The 16,097-nt window shown below is 67.8% G+C and carries 15 protein-coding genes; 10 read left to right on the plus strand and 5 right to left on the minus strand.

The window, feature by feature from the left end:
* Positions 1 to 104: 104 nt before the first annotated feature.
* Positions 105 to 563, minus strand: coding sequence for a hypothetical protein (locus tag ABC728_RS01745; RefSeq protein WP_416618602.1), 459 nt, complete (start codon positions 561 to 563; stop codon positions 105 to 107).
* Between the two features lie 219 nt (positions 564 to 782).
* On the opposite strand from ABC728_RS01745, the gene ABC728_RS01750 reads away from it, so the two are divergent.
* The 6 genes from ABC728_RS01750 (at position 783) to ABC728_RS01775 (ending at position 8,177) form a co-directional block, all read left to right on the plus strand.
* Positions 783 to 1,136, plus strand: a complete 354-nt coding sequence (locus ABC728_RS01750; RefSeq protein WP_416618601.1) for a DUF1428 domain-containing protein — start codon at positions 783 to 785, stop codon at positions 1,134 to 1,136.
* A gap of 160 nt (positions 1,137 to 1,296) precedes the next feature.
* Positions 1,297 to 1,620: an ArsR/SmtB family transcription factor gene (locus ABC728_RS01755; RefSeq protein WP_416618600.1), complete on the plus strand. Its 324-nt coding sequence runs from the start codon at positions 1,297 to 1,299 to the stop codon at positions 1,618 to 1,620.
* Positions 1,613 to 2,185 carry an SRPBCC family protein gene (locus ABC728_RS01760; RefSeq protein WP_416618599.1) on the plus strand — a complete coding sequence of 191 codons (573 nt, stop codon included), beginning with the start codon at positions 1,613 to 1,615 and terminating at the stop codon, positions 2,183 to 2,185. The genes ABC728_RS01755 and ABC728_RS01760 overlap by 8 nt, the downstream gene beginning before the upstream one ends.
* Before the next feature lie 241 nt (positions 2,186 to 2,426).
* Positions 2,427 to 3,686: a Bcr/CflA family multidrug efflux MFS transporter gene (locus ABC728_RS01765; RefSeq protein WP_416618598.1), complete on the plus strand. Its 1,260-nt coding sequence runs from the start codon at positions 2,427 to 2,429 to the stop codon at positions 3,684 to 3,686.
* Between the two features lie 224 nt (positions 3,687 to 3,910).
* Entirely contained in the window at positions 3,911 to 6,130 is a 2,220-nt protein-coding gene (locus tag ABC728_RS01770) for a primosomal protein N' (RefSeq protein WP_416618597.1), read from the plus strand.
* Positions 6,131 to 6,218: 88 nt separating this feature from the next.
* Positions 6,219 to 8,177, plus strand: coding sequence for an alpha/beta hydrolase family protein (locus tag ABC728_RS01775; RefSeq protein ID WP_416618596.1), 1,959 nt, complete (start codon positions 6,219 to 6,221; stop codon positions 8,175 to 8,177).
* A 9-nt stretch (positions 8,178 to 8,186) separates the two neighbouring features.
* Here ABC728_RS01775 and oxyR read toward each other — a convergent pair whose 3' ends face one another.
* The 4 genes from oxyR to ABC728_RS01795 form a co-directional block, all read right to left on the minus strand.
* Positions 8,187 to 9,098, minus strand: coding sequence for a DNA-binding transcriptional regulator OxyR (gene oxyR, locus ABC728_RS01780; RefSeq protein WP_416618595.1), 912 nt, complete (start codon positions 9,096 to 9,098; stop codon positions 8,187 to 8,189).
* 73 nt (positions 9,099 to 9,171) lie between these two features.
* Positions 9,172 to 10,755, minus strand: coding sequence for an alkyl hydroperoxide reductase subunit F (ahpF, locus tag ABC728_RS01785; RefSeq protein ID WP_416618594.1), 1,584 nt, complete (start codon positions 10,753 to 10,755; stop codon positions 9,172 to 9,174).
* Positions 10,756 to 10,894: 139 nt separating this feature from the next.
* The gene (gene ahpC, locus ABC728_RS01790) at positions 10,895 to 11,458 is read right to left on the minus strand and encodes an alkyl hydroperoxide reductase subunit C (protein ID WP_416618593.1); all 564 of its coding nucleotides are present in this window, start codon (positions 11,456 to 11,458) and stop codon (positions 10,895 to 10,897) included.
* Positions 11,459 to 11,708: 250 nt separating this feature from the next.
* Positions 11,709 to 12,929 (minus strand): divergent polysaccharide deacetylase family protein, encoded by a 1,221-nt coding sequence (locus ABC728_RS01795; RefSeq protein WP_416618592.1) that lies wholly within the window; start codon positions 12,927 to 12,929, stop codon positions 11,709 to 11,711.
* Positions 12,930 to 13,113: 184 nt separating this feature from the next.
* On the opposite strand from ABC728_RS01795, the gene ABC728_RS01800 reads away from it, so the two are divergent.
* From ABC728_RS01800 to moaC, 4 genes are read left to right on the plus strand one after another with little or no spacing between them, the layout of a single operon-like run.
* Positions 13,114 to 13,716: an anthranilate synthase component II gene (locus ABC728_RS01800; RefSeq protein WP_416618591.1), complete on the plus strand. Its 603-nt coding sequence runs from the start codon at positions 13,114 to 13,116 to the stop codon at positions 13,714 to 13,716.
* Between the two features lie 7 nt (positions 13,717 to 13,723).
* A complete protein-coding gene (gene trpD / locus ABC728_RS01805) occupies positions 13,724 to 14,761 on the plus strand; it encodes an anthranilate phosphoribosyltransferase (RefSeq protein WP_416618590.1) in 1,038 nt (345 codons plus the stop codon).
* Complete coding sequence (gene trpC, locus ABC728_RS01810) at positions 14,758 to 15,582, plus strand: indole-3-glycerol phosphate synthase TrpC (RefSeq protein ID WP_416618589.1); 825 nt, start codon at positions 14,758 to 14,760, stop codon at positions 15,580 to 15,582. The genes trpD and trpC overlap by 4 nt, the downstream gene beginning before the upstream one ends.
* Positions 15,579 to 16,058 carry a cyclic pyranopterin monophosphate synthase MoaC gene (gene moaC / locus ABC728_RS01815; RefSeq protein WP_416618588.1) on the plus strand — a complete coding sequence of 160 codons (480 nt, stop codon included), beginning with the start codon at positions 15,579 to 15,581 and terminating at the stop codon, positions 16,056 to 16,058. The genes trpC and moaC overlap by 4 nt, the downstream gene beginning before the upstream one ends.
* Positions 16,059 to 16,097 lie beyond the last annotated feature (39 nt).

Raw genomic sequence — 16,097 nt, forward strand, 5'->3', positions numbered from 1 at the left:
TTTGTGGGCCCCCGTGGAAAGGGCCGTGTCGGATGCCGGTTTGATAGCCCAGAAGGGGGTGCAATGCAACGCAGCACCCCCGTCCGGTAGTGTTTGTAGTCGCGTTACATTTGAGCAAAATCAAGGCATTGAGACAGGTATTGCCTTAAGGGGGCAGCACGGTTGCGCCGCCAGCACGGCTCTGTCACCCCCACCGGCGGGGGATGCAGCCGGGCCCCGTGGGCCGTGGCCAGCGAGAGCAGCCGCGCGGCAACCCCGTCCGCCGCATCCGGCCGCGGCTGCCACACGATGTCCGTCACCCCGGCGCGCAGTGCTGACAGCACCTGGCCTTCCAGGTCGGTGCAGTCCAGCAGCGCCAGGAACGGCCCCGTCGCCTCCGTCCGCCACAGCCGCAGCAGCCCGGCCCACCACCCGGCCCCCGCCAGTCCGGCGATGCCGGGGGCGGAAACCAGCCGCACGGGCCGCCCCGCCGCCAGTTCCAGTACCAGCCGCCCCGCCACGTGCCCGTCCACCCGCACGGCGGGGGTGACGGACCAGTCGACAGGGGCGGAGGCGGGTGCCATGGAGGGAATCCCGTGGACAGGGGGGCGTGATGGGATGGCGGGCATGATGGAAATCCGGCGGGATGCTGGCAAGCCTTTCCGGCGGTCACGATCCTGCTTTCCGGGCGATTGTCATGGGCCGGCGATTTTCCTGAAGAAAAACGCGCTGCTCCTGTCGGGATGAAGGGGGCAGGATCGTCCTTGGGGCGTGCCGACACACTATCACCAAGGGAGATGAAGATGACCTATGTCGACGGTTTCGTGCTGCCCGTACCCAAGGACAAGATGGACGCCTACAAGGAAGTGGCGGCGCGGGCCTGCCAGATATGGATGGACCATGGCGCCCTTTCCTATGTGGAATGCGTCGGCGACGACACCCCCTATGGCGAGGTGACATCCTTCCCCCGATCGGTGCTGGCCAAGGAGGACGAGGTCGTCGTCTTCTCCTGGATCACCTATCCCTCGCGCGAGGTGCGCGATGCGGTCAATGCCAAGGTCATGGCCGATCCGCGCATGCAGGCTGAGATGGCCGACATGCCCTTCGATGGCAAGCGCCTAATCTGGGGCGGGTTCAATCTGCTGCTGCAGAACTGATCTTTCCGCTGTTGTGGTCGGGGCCCAGAGGGCAGGGGGGCGGAACGTGAACCCGTTCCGCCCCCCTGCCGTTCGTTCTGACCTGTATGGTCGCCTTGCAGGGGCGGCTTGTTTATATTTTTTGTTTGACTTAATTAAGTGAATATGAAAACATAGACCCATGGACAGCTTCACCGCCCTTGCCGATCCTATGCGGCGTTCGATCCTGGAGATGCTGGGGCATGGTCCCCGCGGCGCCGGGGAGATCGTAACCTTCCTGCAGCAGGATGCGCGCATCAGCGCCCCTGCCGTTTCCCAGCACCTGAAGGCGCTGCGGGAGGCGGGGTTGGTGCGGGTGCGGGTGGATGGACAGCGACGCATCTACAGCCTGGATCCTGCCGGGCTGGATGCAATGGACGCCTGGATCGCACGGGTGCGCGGCTTCTGGGCCGGTCGCCTGGATGCTCTGGAACAGGCCCTGCGGGAGGAGGATGGTGATGAGTGATTTCGGTATCGTGACGGAAGCCGGGTCGGTCCGGTTCGAACGGGTGCTGCCCGGCCCCCTGGACAGGGTCTGGCGCTATCTGACCGACAGCGACCTGCGGGGCCGCTGGCTGGCCTTCGGGGCCATGGAAGCGCGTATGGGCGCTCCGTTCCGGCTGGAATTCCACAATACCCGGCTGGGGCCGGGCGATATGGCCGTGCCCGACAAATACAAGGATGTGGCGGCCGATGGCTGCGCCACCACGGGCAGCATTCAGGCATGGGAGCCGGGACGGCTTCTTTCCTTCACCTGGGACGAGGCGGGGGGCGATCCGTCGCTGGTGACCATCGAACTGGCACCCGAAGGTGACGGGCCGGAAGGTGACGGGCCGGAAGGTGACGGGAAGGTGCGGCTGATCCTGACGCACCGGCGGGTGAACAGCCGTGCCGTGATGATCAGCGTGTCGGCCGGCTGGCATACGCATCTGGGCATCCTGTCGGCGGAACTGGAAGGGGCGGCGGCCCCCGGCTTCTGGACACTGCATACCGCCCTGGAACAGGAGTATGAAACGCGGCTGGCCGGTTGACCGGCCATGCGGCGGGCGGGCGGCTGCCATGGGCAAGGTCCGGGTGCGTCGCAGCACGGGTGGTGCTTTAATTAATGCACTGCCCGGTACTGACCGGGTCCGGCGCCTGTTCTGTTGCCCCTGTTCCGTTGCCAATGACAAAACGGGGGATGAAACGGGCGCCCGCCATTTCTGCCGCGTGACGGCCGGCCCGGGCATCCTGCCCGCACCGGCCCGCCGGCCGGGTCCGGGATCAGTGAAGATGCGCACGGGTGACATGGGGGAAGTTCGGCTGGAACAGACGGCGGGTGGCAATGTCGCGCCGGGTTCCGGTGGCCTGCCGCCCGGCACCAGCTTCGTCTGGTTCGTCATGGTCATGGGATGCCTGACCATGTTCGGACCCATGGCCATCGACATGTACCTGCCGGCCCTGCCGGCCATCGGTGCTGACCTGGGCGTGGAACAGGCGCAGGTGCAGATGACGCTCTCATCCTTTCTGATCGGCTATGGCGCGGGACAGTTGCTGTGGGGGCCGCTGGGCGACCGGTTCGGTCGCAAGCTGCCGGCTGCGGCGGGTGTGGCCCTGTTCGTGCTGGCGGGGGTCGGATGTGCGCTGGCCAGTGATATCTGGGCCCTGACGGCCTGGCGCGTGGCGCACGGGGTCGGGGCCTGCGCGGCCCCTGTCATCGCGCGCGCCATGGTGCGCGATGCCTTTGACCGCGACCGCGGCGCCTCTGTCATGTCGCTGATGATGCTGGTCATGGGGGTGGCGCCCATGCTGGCGCCCCTGGCTGGTGGCATGGTGCTGGACCATATCGGCTGGCGCGGCATCTTCTGGTGTCTGACGGTCTTCGGGATGATCGCCGGGTTGAGCCTGTTGACCGTGCGGGAAACCCGTCGTCCCGTGACGGGCGCGCGGGTGGGTGGCGGTGTGCTGGCCAATTACATGCTGCTGATGCTGGATCGCCGCTTCATGGGCTATGCGGTGCCCGGCAGCTTCGTGTCGGCGGGCATGTTCGCCTATATCTCCGGCACGCCCTTCATCTATATCGAGCATTTCGGCGTTTCCCCGGAACAGTTCGGCCTGCTGTTCGGGGTCAATGTCGTGGCGCTGATGGTGTCCAATATCATCAACAGCCGGCTGGTGCTGCGCCATGGTGTGGATCGTATGCTCGGCTGGGGCATCCTGGCCACGGCCGCCACGGGGGCGGTGCTGATCGTCACGGCCGGTCTGGGGATCGGCGGCCTGTGGGGCGTCGCCGTGCCGCTGTTCTTCTATCTGGGCGCGCTGGGCCTGGTCGGGTCCAATGGCATGGCGGGGGCGCTGGCTGCCTTCCCCCATATGGCCGGCACGGCGTCCTCCCTTGCCGGCGCCCTGCAGCTTTGCGCGGGCGCCCTTGCCGGCGGGCTGGTCGGCGTGCTGACACAAGGCGGGTCGCCCCTGCCCATGTCAGCCATCCTGTGCAGCAGTGCGCTGGCCGGTCTGGTGGCGCACCGGCGGCTGCTGCCTCCCCGTCCTTGAATGGCGGCGATGGCCGGGTAGGCAGGGCGTTGGCAGGGTCTGCCGATTATGCCAGGATGGCCGCCCGTGCCAAGGTTCCGGTGTCGCCTTTCCATGCCCATTTCCACGGTCGTTCCCGCCCATGCCGAGAGATGAAGCGTGATGGATCGCGGTTTGCGGCCGGCGGCGTCCCGCCGGGCCCCCTGGCGCATCGGGGGCAGGTGCCGGCGCGTGGATGACGGTACATGACGGGCGACCTGCTGGGCGCGGTCACGGCGCCGCCGGCCCGCGTGCGCGTGCAATTGCCGCTGCCGCTGCCGGAACCCTATGATTACAAGGTGCCGGGCGACATGGCCCTGGTGCCCGGGTCCTATGTGGAGGTGCCGCTGGGCCCGCGCCGCCTGTTCGGTGTCGTCTGGGGAGACGGGGATGCGCAGGGCGGCGTGGAGGAACGCCGCCTGCGGCCCGTGCTGCGCCATATCGACCTGCCGCCCATGCCCGATGTCGGCCGGCGCTTCATCGAATGGGTGGCGGCCTATACGATGGCGCCCGTCGGTGCCGTGCTGCGCATGGCCGTGTCGGTGTCGGCCGCGCTGGAGGATCCGCGCGCCCTGACGGCCTATATGCGCGCCGGGGACGACCTGCCCGACGGGCTGCGCCTGACACCGGCGCGCAGGCGCATCCTGGACCTGCTGTCCGACGGACCGCCGCGCCTGGCGGCCGATCTGGCAGCAGAGGCCGGGTGCGGTCCCGCCGTGGTGCGCGGACTGGCAGAGGCCGGGGTGCTGGCCACCGTGCCCATGCTGGCCCTGCCGCGCTTTCCCCGCCCCGACCCCGATGCCAATCCCAAGCCCTTGTCGGGCGCGCAGCGACTGGCCGCCGATGACCTGGCCGGCAAGGCGGCGGCCGGCGGCTACAGTGCGACCCTGCTGGACGGCGTGACGGGATCGGGCAAGACGGAGGTCTATTTCGAGGCGGTGGCGGCAGCACTGCGCGCCGGCCGGCAGGCCCTGGTCCTGCTGCCGGAAATCGCCCTGTCGGCGCAGTGGCTGGACCGGTTCGCGGACCGGTTCGGCGTGCGGCCGGCCGAATGGCATTCCGACATGGCCCCGCCCCTGCGCCGCCACACCTGGCGCGCCGTGGCCAGGGGCGAGGCACGGGTTATCGTCGGTGCCCGGTCCGCCCTGTTCCTGCCCTATCCCGATCTGGGCCTGATCGTGGTGGACGAGGAGCACGAGGCCGCCTTCAAGCAGGAGGACGGCGTCATCTACCATGCCCGCGACATGGCCGTGGCGCGGGCGCATCTGGGGCGCATCCCCATCGTCCTGGCCAGCGCCACTCCGTCGCTGGAGACGCTGGTCAATGCCGAGACGGGGCGCTATGCCCGCATCGACCTGCCGTCGCGCCATGGCGGGGCCAGCATGCCCGACGTGACCCTGATCGACCTGCGCCGCAAGGAGCAGGCCCCCCCGGCGCGCCAATGGCTGTCGCCCGTCCTGCGCGAGGCGCTATCGCAGACCATGCTGGCCGGCGAGCAGGGGATGCTGTTCCTGAACCGCCGTGGCTATGCGCCGCTGACCTTGTGCCGCGGCTGCGGCCACCGGCTGCAATGCCCCAACTGCACCGCCTGGCTGGTGGAACACAGGCTGTCGCGGCGCCTGCAATGCCATCATTGCGGCTATCAGGCCCGCAGCCCCGACGCCTGCCCGCAATGCGAGGCGGAAGGCAGCTTCGTGGCCTGCGGTCCGGGGGTGGAGCGTGTGGCGGAGGAGGTGGCGACCCTGTTCCCCGACGCGCGCGTCGCCCTGATGACATCCGACACGCTGGCCGGCCCCCGCGCCATGCGAGAGGTGATCGAGCAGGTGAAGGCCGGCGCCATCGATCTTCTGATCGGCACGCAGGTGATGGCCAAGGGCCACCATTTTCCGCTGCTGACCCTGGTGGGCGTGGTGGATGCCGATCTGGGGCTGTCGGGCGGCGACCTGCGCGCGGCGGAGCGCACCTTCCAGCTTCTGCACCAGGTGGCGGGCCGGGCGGGCCGGGAGGAGCGGCCGGGCCGGGTGCTGCTGCAGACCCATATGCCCGAGCACCCCGTCATGCAGTCGCTGGCCGCCCATGACCGCGACAGTTTCCTGGCGATCGAGAGCGAGCAGCGGCGGCAGCTGGAGATGCCCCCCTTCGGCCGGCTGGCCGCCATCATCGTGTCGGGAGAGGATGAGCAGGCCGTGGACGCCGCCGCCGCCGCCCTGGGCCGCCGCGCCCCGCGGGAGCGGGAGGACCTGACCATCCTGGGGCCGGCCCCGGCGCCGCTGGCCGTGCTGCGCGGACGTTTCCGCCGCCGCCTGCTGCTGAAGGGACCGAAGGGTGTCGCCCTGCAGCCCATCCTGCATGACTGGCTGTCGGTGGTGGATGTGCCCGCCTCCGTGCGTGTGCAGGTTGATATCGATCCCTACAGTTTCCTTTAAGAGTGGTGATATCGCAGGTTTACACTTATTTACCATATCCTCTACCCTGCCGGCTGTAACGGATTGGGAAACGATCACGGGGGGGCGGATGATGCGGGGCGGGTGGCAAGTGCGCTGGCTGGCCGGGGCCGTGGCGGGGTTGATGCTGGCCGGTTCGGCGGTGGCGCGGGAGATGCGGCCGTCGGACCTGCCGGTGGAGGTTTTCGCCCACCGGCCCGTGATGTCGAACGTCAGCCTGTCGCCGGACGGCAGCCATGTTGCCTATCTGACCCCCATCGGGGGGCGGCAGCATCTGGTGGTGCGACCGGTGCCGCTGCGTGATGACCAATCCCCGTCCATCCTTGCCCCCAATGATGCCGAGATCACCGGCATCCACTGGCCCTCCAACGAACGGCTGTTGCTGGAGGTCTTGGGAACGGAAAAGGTGCGCGCCGCCATGGTCGGCACGTCACGGAGCCTGCCGCTGCGATTTTCGCGCGTCATCTCGGTTTCCCGCGACATGAAGGACATGAAGGTCCTGCTGGACCGGCGGCCGAAGGGTTACAGCTTCTATCTGTCGGACACGCCCATCCTCAACTTCGTCGATGCCGAACATGTGCTGATGGCGTATCCAGCCGACACCGGTCCGTGGCCCGGTGTGGTGAAGGTGAATATCGTGACGGGGCGGCACAGCCAGGTGCAGTGGCCGCTGCCCAACGTCGTTTCCTATATTCCCGATCCGACGGGCGGAATTCGCGTCGCGGCGACCTATGACGACCGACGGTTGGAACTACGGTATCTCAGCCGGGCGCCGGGCGGGCCGTTCCGGGAAATGCGCATGCAGAAGCTGCTCTCCGACGAGGACGCATTCACGGTGCTGGGGTTCGGCCGCAGCGGCAAGGATCTTTTCGTGGCCTCCCGGCACGAGGGCGACCGGCTGGCCGTCTATACCTACGATATCGACACCGATACCATCGGCGGGAAAATAGCCGACGATCCCCGTTACGACGTGGGGGCGGCGATGGTGCGGGGTGGTGCTGTGACGGCGGTTACCTGGACTGATGACCTGCCGCAGCGGCGCTGGCTGGACCCGGCGGTCCAGAAGATGCAGGAAGCGCTGGACAAGGCCGTTCCCGACAGCCGGGAGATCATCATCGACACCGCGGCCGATGGCAGCCTCCTGCTGACCGCAAGCCATTCCCTGGCCGCCCCCACGACCTATCGTCTGTTCGACCGGCGGACGGGCGAGTATTCCTTCTTCGGCGACACCTATCCCGGCATCCCGCAGAATCTTGTCAGCGCCCGGCGGCCCGTTTCCTTCAAGGCGCGCGACGGGCTGGAGATTCCGGGATATCTGACATTGCCCGTGGGCATGCCGGAGCGGAACCTGCCCCTCATCGTCATGCCGCATGGCGGGCCGATGGCGCGCGATGATGGCGGCTTCGACATCCTGTCGCAGTTTCTGGCCAGCCGGGGCTATGCCGTTCTACAGCCTAATTTCAGGGGCTCGACCGGCTATGGCGCTGCGTTCCAGCAGGCCGGCGAGCGGCAATGGGGCGGCCTGATGCAGGATGATGTCACGGACGCGGCACAATGGGCCGTGGCCCAGGGCTATGCCGATCCGGCCCGCATGTGCATCGTGGGCTGGAGCTATGGCGGCTATGCCGCCCTGATGGCCACGATCAAGACGCCGGCGCTGTTCAAGTGCGCCATTGCAACCGCACCCGTCACCAATCTGATCCGGCTTTACCGGGAGGTGGGAGCCAGCAGCGCCAGGAACCTGTATCGCGGGATCTTCTTCGGGGATGATCCCGACGAGCTTCGCCCCATTTCCCCTTTCCACAATGTGGAGAAGGTGGGTGCGCCGGTGCTGCTGATCCACGGGGACCTGGACATCCAGGCCACTGTCGATCACAGCAAGGAGATGGCGCGGGCGCTGAGCCGTGCCGGCAAGCCTGTGGAGTATGTCGAAATCGCGGGCATGGATCATTCCCCGCTGCTCACCGATCAGATGGTCACGGTGCTGAAGGAATGGGAACGGTTCCTGGCCAGACATATCGGCCGGTGAGGCCGGCCGTCAGGCCGGCAGGAGCTTTTCCTCGTCCTGCATGGCCTGCCGGCAGATATCGGCGATCTGGCGGAAGAAGAAGCCCATGGGGGAGGTGCGGCGCCAGACCAGCCCGATCTCCCGGCTGGGCTCATCCTCCTTGAACCGCAGCAGGCGGATATTCTCCGCCTGTGCGCCCGTGCTGTTGACGGCCAGGGCCGGCAGCAGCGTTGCCCCCATGCCGGCGATCACCATCTGGCGCAATGTCTCCAGGCTGGTGGCGCGGAACTCCGTCGTTTCCTGCGCCCCGGACAATTGGCAGACCTCCAGCGCCTGATTGCGCAGGCAATGGCCTTCCTCCAGCAGCATCAGGGTGTGGGCGCGCAGGTCCTCCAGCGTCACGCTGCCCTGGGCCGCCAGCGGGTGGTCGGCGGGAACGGCCATCAGAAAGGGCTCGCGGAACAGGAACGCGCTCACCAGCCGGTCATCCTGCACGGGCAGGGCCAGGAAGGCCGCGTCCAGCGCGCCCTTGTCCAGCCGGGCCAGCAGCGTGTCGCTCTTCTCCTCGAACAGCAACAGCTTCAACTGCGGATAACGGTCGCGGATCTGGGGCACCAGATAGGGCAGGAGATAGGGCCCAAGGGTGGGGAAGATGCCAAGCCGCAGCGTGCCGGCCTCCACCGTGCCGGCATGCCGGGCGGCCTCCTTCATCTCGTCCACCTCACGCAGGATGCGCTGGGCGCGTTCCACGGCGTCGTGGCCGGCGGCGGTCAGCATCACCTTGCGCCGGTCCCGCTCCAGCAGCAGCACGCCCAGCTCGTCCTCCAGCTTGCTGATCTGGGTGGACAGGGTCGGCTGGCTGACCAGGCACGCCTCTGCCGCCCGCCGGAAATTCCGGTGGGTGGCCAGGGCGACCAGATATTGCAGTTCACGCAGGGTCATGGGCTGCCCGGTCAAGGGATAAGGGAAGCGGCGCCCCGGAGGGGGGAGGGAAGGGGCGCCGCTTCCTACCTGATCACGCCGCGGCGTCCTGCGCAACCGCGGGAGCGGACGTGCGGATCAGGTGGTCGAAGGCGGCGAGGGAGGATTTGGCCCCCTCGCCCATGGCGATCACGATCTGCTTGTAGGGCACGGTCGTGCAGTCGCCGGCCGCGAACACGCCGGGGATGGAGGTCTCGCCCCGGTCATTGACCAGGACCTCGCCCCGCGGCGACAGCTCCACCGTGCCCTTCAGCCATTCGGTGTTGGGCAGCAGGCCGATCTGCACGAAGATGCCTTCCAGCGCGACATGGTGGATTTCGCTGCTGGTGCGGTCCTCGTATTTCAGGCCGTTCACCCTTGTGCCGTCGCCCGTCACCTCCGTCGTGCGGGCCGACAGGATGATGCGGACATTGGGCAGGGACCGCAGCTTGCGCTGCAACACATCATCGGCGCGCAGCTTGCTGTCGAATTCCAGCAGCGTGACGTGGGAAACGATGCCGGCCAGGTCGATGGCCGCCTCCACCCCGGAATTGCCGCCGCCGATCACCGCCACGCGCTTGCCCTTGAACAGCGGGCCGTCGCAATGGGGGCAGAAGGCCACGCCCTTGGCCATGTACTGGTCCTCGCCCGGCACGCCCATGCGGCGCCAGCGCGCACCGGTGGACAAGATCACCGACCGTGACCGCAAGGTGGCGCCGTTGGCCAGTTCCACGCCGATCAGGTCGCCACCGGGCACCAGCTTCGTGGCGGTCTGCAGGTTCATGATGTCCACTTCATAGTCGCGGACATGCGTTTCCAGCGCCGTGGCCAGCTTCGGCCCCTCCGTATGGGGGACGGAGATGAAATTGGCGATCTCCATCGTGTCCAGCACCTGGCCGCCGAACCGTTCCGCCGCCACGCCCGTGCGCACGCCCTTGCGGGCGGCATAGATGGCGGCCGCGGCACCGGCCGGGCCACCGCCCACGACCAGCACGTCGAACGGCTCCAGATTGTTCAGGCGCTTGGCCTCCCGCACGGCGGCGCCGGCGTCCAGCTTGGCGACGATCTCCTCCACCCCCATGCGGCCGGAGCCGAAGACGGCGCCGTTCATGTAGATGGTGGGGACGGACATGACCTGACGCTGCTCCACCTCCGCCTGGAAGCCGGCGCCGTCGATGGCGACATGGCGGATGCGGGGGTTCAGCACGGCCATCAGGTTCAGCGCCTGCACCACATCGGGGCAGTTCTGGCAGGATTGGGAGAAATAGGTCTCGAAGGTGAAGTCGCCATCCAGATCCTTGATCTGGTCGATCAGCGCCTGTTCCACCTTGGGCGGATAGCCGCCGACCTGCAGAAGCGCCAGCACCAGCGAGGTGAATTCATGCCCCATGGGCAGGCCTGCGAACACCAGGGTGATATCCTGGCCGGGCGAATTCAGCGCGAAGGAGGGGACGCGGGCATCCTTGTCGCCGCGGATTTCCACGACGGTGACCTTGTCGGAAGCGGACGCGATATCCGCCAGCAGATCCAGCATCTGCCGGGACCGCGGGCTGTCATCGACAAAGGCCTTGATCTCGATGGGACGCACGACCCGCTCCAGATAGGCCTTGAGCTGGGTCTTCATGGCATTATCAAGCATGCGGGTTCTCCGGTCACATCAGGCAAAGCTATAGCGTTCCGCCGGGTGTCGGCAGTTGCGGCCTGATGGAATTTTTAAAAGGGAAAAGGGGAAGCAAGGGGGGGAGCCGCCCCGGCGGGGCGGCTCCGGGTACCTGACCTTAGATCTTGCCGACCAGGTCCAGCGAGGGGGCGAGGGTCTTCTCGCCTTCCTGCCACTTGGCCGGGCAGACCTCGCCCGGATGGCTGGCGACATACTGGGCGGCCTTGACCTTGCGCAGCAGGTCGGCGGCGTCGCGGCCGATGCCCTCGGCGGTGACTTCAACGGCCTGGATCACGCCATCGGGATCAACGATGAAGGTGCCGCGGTCGGCCAGGCCCTGGCCCGGACGCAGAACCTCGAAGTTCGTCGAGATCTCGTGGGTCGGATCGCCGATCATGGTGTACTTGATCTTGGCGATCGTCTCGGAGGCGTCGTGCCAGGCCTTGTGGGTGAAGTGCGTGTCGGTGGACACCGAGTACACTTCCACGCCCAGCTTCTGCAGCTCCTCGTAATGGTCGGCGACGTCGCCCAGCTCCGTCGGGCAGACAAAGGTGAAGTCCGCCGGATAGAAGAAGAAGATGGACCACTTGCCGACGATGTCGGCATCGGTGACCTCGATGAACTTGCCGTCCTTGAATGCCTGGGCCTTGAAGGGCTTGACCTTGGTGTTCACGAGAGACATGTCTGATTCCCGGTGTGAAATTGAAAGGCTCGCGGGCCGTGGCCCGCATCTACGGTGACACCATATAGTCCCGCTGTTGATATATGAAATAGATAAATTCTCAAAATTTGATAGATGAAGACTATCAAACTGGCGCACGGATGCCCGGCCCACCCTGTTGGCCGGCGAACGATCCATCCGGGTTCGCCTTGGAACGGCTTTCCCTGACCGGAAAGCCGTTCCGGCAGCGCAAGGCAGGGTATGCGGCCTGTCAGGGCGCCTTCACGGCGGCGGTCAGCGGCACGAGTTGGAAACCCTTGTCGGCCAGGGTGGGCAGCCATTGGGACAAGGCCTGCGTCGTCACGTCGTGGGGATGGCCGATGGCGATGGCCAGGCCGCGGCGCCGCGCGATCTCCTCCACCTTGGCAAGGGATGCGGCCACGCCCTGCGGCGTCATGACATGGTCCAGGAACACGTCGCGGGCCACCATGGGCACATGATAATGCGCCGACAGGGGGGCGGCCTTGCTGTCGGCAGTGGTGCGGCTGTCCAGGAACATCAGGCCGCGCGCCGCCAGTTCGGCCATGACCACGGCCATGCCCTGCTGGTCGGCCGTGAAGCGGCTGCCCATATGGTTGTTGATCCCGACGAAGCCGGGGAAGGCCGACAGGCCGTTGTCCAGACGCTGCCGCAACGCCGGCTCGTCCAGCCGGGTCAGCAGCGCGCCGGGGCCTGGATCCTCCTTGCCGGACGGTTCCATCGGCATATGCACGATCAACTCGTGCCCCGCCTCCCGAGCCTTGGCGGTCTGGGACGGCAGGTCGCGGGCATAGGGCAGCCAGGCGAGCGTCAGCGGGCCGGGCAGGGTGACAACCTTGGCCGTGCGCGGCCGGTCGATCCCCATATCGTCGATGACCACGACGATGCGCGGCCGGCCATCGGGTGCGGGTGCCGGCAGGGCGTGATGCTGCCAGGCGGGTGTGCCGGCCGGCGGTTCCACCAGCGGCGGCAGGGGACGGGGCGGGGTCGCCGCCGGTGGGGCGGCGGCCTGTGGCGGTGCCTGTTCCCGGGGCGGGGCCGGTGCCGCCGGCGGCGGTTCGGCCGGGGCGGGCGGCGGTGTTTCCGGCACGGCCGGGGCGGGGCCGGGGCGGGCGGGAAGGTCGGCCCGCTCCGCCGCGTCCTCGTCATCGGCCTCTTCCGGTTCGTCCAGGCCGGAGGCGTCCGCCGCCTCCTCCACCGGGGTCAGGGGCGGTCCGGCCGGCACCGGATTGTAGCGTTCTCCACCCAGAAGCGCCGTCATGGCGCCGGCCACCAGCACGAAGGCCAGGACGGCCAGACCGACGCGCCCGCCGCTGCCCAGACGTGACAGGAACAGCATCAGGGAACGTCGTCCCCGGAGCAGGCCGTCACGGCCACGGGTCGATGGCCGCCGGCGCACCTGCACGCGCGGGCGCTGGCGGTTGCTGCCGGGGGGCCGGGGCTTGGGGGGCATTGCGGCATCAACTCGTCTGGGAACGGGACGGAATGTTTAGTGCTACAAATCCGGGGCTGGGTGCAATGCCCCATCCGCATTGCCGATGGCCGGCCTTGGCAGGGCTGCACAGGCTGGAAATCGCGGGCCGCTGTCTGTAGGCTTTGCGGTCCAAGCCCCCGGGGGCCGGTCACGGAATGAAGCCATGCTGCTGTTCATCGACAATTACGACAGTTTCACCTGGAATCTGGTGCATTATCTGGGCGAATTGGGCGCTGAGATGGCTGTCTGGCGCAATGACGCGCTGTCGGTGAAGGAGGCGCTGGCGCTGAAGCCGGAGGCCATCATCCTGTCCCCCGGCCCGTGCGACCCGGACAAGGCCGGCATCTGCCTGCCGCTGATCGGGGCCGCCGCGGCCCACAATATTCCCCTGATGGGTGTGTGCCTGGGTCATCAGGCCATCGGCCAGGCCTTTGGCGGCAAGGTGGTGCGCGCCGCGGAGCCCATGCATGGCAAGCTGTCTGACATGTTCCACCAGGGGCAGGGCCTGATGGCGGGGTTGCCCAGCCCGTTCAAGGCCACGCGCTACCATTCGCTGATCGTGGAGCGGGAAAGCCTGCCCGGCTGCCTGGAGGCCACGGCCTGGCTACCCGACGGCATGATCATGGCCCTGTCGCACAAGACCCTGCCCATCCATGGCGTGCAGTTCCATCCGGAAAGCATCGCGTCGGAGCATGGGCACAGGATCTTCGACAATTTCCTCAACCTGGCCGGCGTGAAGCGCGGGCCGCAATTGCGAGTGGCGTGAGGCGGTGATGTCGGGGGACATGGGTGATTTCAAGGCGCTGCTGGCGACGGTCGCCACCGGCGCCACCCTGACGGAGGCGGAGGCGGAACATGCCTTCTCCATCATCATGTCGGGCAATGCCACGCCGGCCCAGATGGGCGGGTTCCTGATGGCGCTGCGCGTGCGCGGCGAAACGGTGCCCGAGATCACGGGGGCCGTGCGCGCCATGCGGTCCAAGGCGCTGGCGATCGAGGCGCCGGAAGGCATCATCGACACCTGCGGCACAGGCGGCGACGGGGCGCACACCTACAACATCTCCACGGCCGTGGCCTTTGTCATCGCGGGCTGCGGCGTGCCCGTGGCCAAGCATGGCAACCGCGCCATCTCCTCCCGGTCCGGGGCCGGCGACGTGCTGTCGGCGCTGGGGGTCAACCTGGATGCCGATTTCGCGCTGGTGCGCCGTGCGCTGTTCGATGCGCATATCGGCTTCCTGCTGGCCACGCGCCATCACACGGCCATGCGCAATGTCGGGCCGACGCGGGTGGAACTGGGGACGCGCACCATCTTCAACTTGATGGGGCCCTTGTCCAATCCGGCGGGTGCCAAGCGGCAATTGATGGGCGTCTATGACGCGAAATGGGTGGAACCGCTGGCCCAGGTGCTGTGCAATCTGGGTTCCATCCGTGCCTGGGTGGTGTCCGGGGCCGACGGGCTGGACGAGATCACCACGACCGGGGCCACGCATGTGGCCGAATTGCGGGATGGCCGGGTGCGGCGGTTCGAGATCACGCCGGAGGATGCAGGCCTGCCGCGCGCGACGCTGGGCGACCTGCGCGGCGGCGATCCGGAGCATAACGCGGCGGCCCTGCGCGCCGTGCTGGCCGGTCAGGAAGGCCCCTATCGGGACATCGTGCTGCTGAACGCCGCCGCGGCCCTGGTGGTGGCCGATGCCGTGCCCGACCTGAAGGCCGGCGTGGCCAGGGCCGCCGACTGCATCGCATCCGGACAGGCCTCCCTGGCGCTGGACCGGCTGGCTTCCATCACCAACGTGCCGATGACCCTATGAACAGCAATCCGACACCCGACGTGCTGGCCCGCATCTGCGCGGACAAGGCCGACCACGTGGCCCGCGCCAAGGCCTTGCGTCCGCTTTCCATGGTGACCGGGCTGGCCCGGGCGCAACCGGCCCCGCGCGGCTTCGCGCGCGCGCTGGATGCCACGGTGGCGCAGGGGCGATGGGCCCTGATCGCCGAGATCAAGAAGGCCAGCCCGTCGAAGGGCCTGATCCGGGCCGATTTCGACCCGCCGACGCTGGCCACTGCCTATCGCGATGCCGGCGCCACCTGCCTGTCGGTGCTGACCGACAGGCCGTATTTCCAGGGGGACGACGCCTTTCTGCGCGCCGCGCGCTCGGCCGTGGACCTGCCGGCCCTGCGCAAGGATTTCATGATCGATCCCTATCAGATCGTGGAAAGCCGGGCGCTGGGTGCCGATTGTATCCTGTTGATCATGGCCTGCCTGGATGATGCCTTGGCCCGCGAGCTTTACGATGCGACCGTGGAACTCGGCATGGATGTGCTGGTGGAAGTGCATGACGAGGCGGAGATGGAACGCGCGCTGGACCTGCCCGGCGGGCTGCTGGGCGTGAACAACCGCAACCTGAAGACGCTGGCCATCGATCTGGCCACCACCGAGCGGCTGGCCGCCATGGTGCCCGCCGGCCGGCACCTGGTGGCCGAAAGCGGCATCCACAGCCCCGCCGACCTGACCCGCCTGGCCCGTGCCGGGGCGCGGCGGTTCCTGATCGGTGAAAGCCTGATGTCCAAGCCGGACGTGACGGCCGCGACCCGCGCACTCCTGTCCACGCCCATGATCGAGGCGGCATGACCAACCCGCTGACCCATTTCGACGAGGCCGGCCATGCAGCCATGGTCGATGTCTCGGCCAAGGACGAAACGGTGCGCATCGCCACAGCGCGCGGCCATATCGCCATGAAGCCGGAGACGCTGGCCCTGATCCGCGATGGCGGGATGGAAAAGGGCGACGTGCTGGGCGTGGCGCGGCTGGCCGGCATCATGGCGGCCAAGAAGACGCCCGACCTGATCCCGCTGTGCCACCCGCTGATGCTGTCCAGGGTCGGCGTCGATTTCACCATCGACGAGGCGGCATCGCGCGTGGAGATCGAGGCCACCGTGAAGCTGAAGGGCCGCACGGGCGTGGAGATGGAGGCGCTGACCGCCGTGTCGGTCGCGGCGCTGACCATCTATGACATGTGCAAGGCGGTCGATAAGGGCATGATCATCGGCGGCGTGCATCTGGCCTATAAGGAAGGCGGCAAGAGCGGCACCTATCACGGAGGCTGACGGGATCAGGGGCTCGTGCCCGTCATGCCCGTCACCCCG

This window comes from Niveispirillum fermenti (assembly GCF_052474395.1).

Coding starts and splice junctions, on each gene's coding strand:
- ABC728_RS01745 (WP_416618602.1), bottom strand. CDS start 563: ATGGCACCCGCCTCCGCCCCTGTCGACTGGTCCGTCACCCCCGCCGTG.
- ABC728_RS01750 (WP_416618601.1), top strand. CDS start 783: ATGACCTATGTCGACGGTTTCGTGCTGCCCGTACCCAAGGACAAGATG.
- ABC728_RS01755 (WP_416618600.1), top strand. CDS start 1,297: ATGGACAGCTTCACCGCCCTTGCCGATCCTATGCGGCGTTCGATCCTG.
- ABC728_RS01760 (WP_416618599.1), top strand. CDS start 1,613: ATGAGTGATTTCGGTATCGTGACGGAAGCCGGGTCGGTCCGGTTCGAA.
- ABC728_RS01765 (WP_416618598.1), top strand. CDS start 2,427: ATGCGCACGGGTGACATGGGGGAAGTTCGGCTGGAACAGACGGCGGGT.
- ABC728_RS01770 (WP_416618597.1), top strand. CDS start 3,911: ATGACGGGCGACCTGCTGGGCGCGGTCACGGCGCCGCCGGCCCGCGTG.
- ABC728_RS01775 (WP_416618596.1), top strand. CDS start 6,219: ATGATGCGGGGCGGGTGGCAAGTGCGCTGGCTGGCCGGGGCCGTGGCG.
- oxyR (WP_416618595.1), bottom strand. CDS start 9,098: ATGACCCTGCGTGAACTGCAATATCTGGTCGCCCTGGCCACCCACCGG.
- ahpF (WP_416618594.1), bottom strand. CDS start 10,755: ATGCTTGATAATGCCATGAAGACCCAGCTCAAGGCCTATCTGGAGCGG.
- ahpC (WP_416618593.1), bottom strand. CDS start 11,458: ATGTCTCTCGTGAACACCAAGGTCAAGCCCTTCAAGGCCCAGGCATTC.
- ABC728_RS01795 (WP_416618592.1), bottom strand. CDS start 12,929: ATGCCCCCCAAGCCCCGGCCCCCCGGCAGCAACCGCCAGCGCCCGCGC.
- ABC728_RS01800 (WP_416618591.1), top strand. CDS start 13,114: ATGCTGCTGTTCATCGACAATTACGACAGTTTCACCTGGAATCTGGTG.
- trpD (WP_416618590.1), top strand. CDS start 13,724: ATGTCGGGGGACATGGGTGATTTCAAGGCGCTGCTGGCGACGGTCGCC.
- trpC (WP_416618589.1), top strand. CDS start 14,758: ATGAACAGCAATCCGACACCCGACGTGCTGGCCCGCATCTGCGCGGAC.
- moaC (WP_416618588.1), top strand. CDS start 15,579: ATGACCAACCCGCTGACCCATTTCGACGAGGCCGGCCATGCAGCCATG.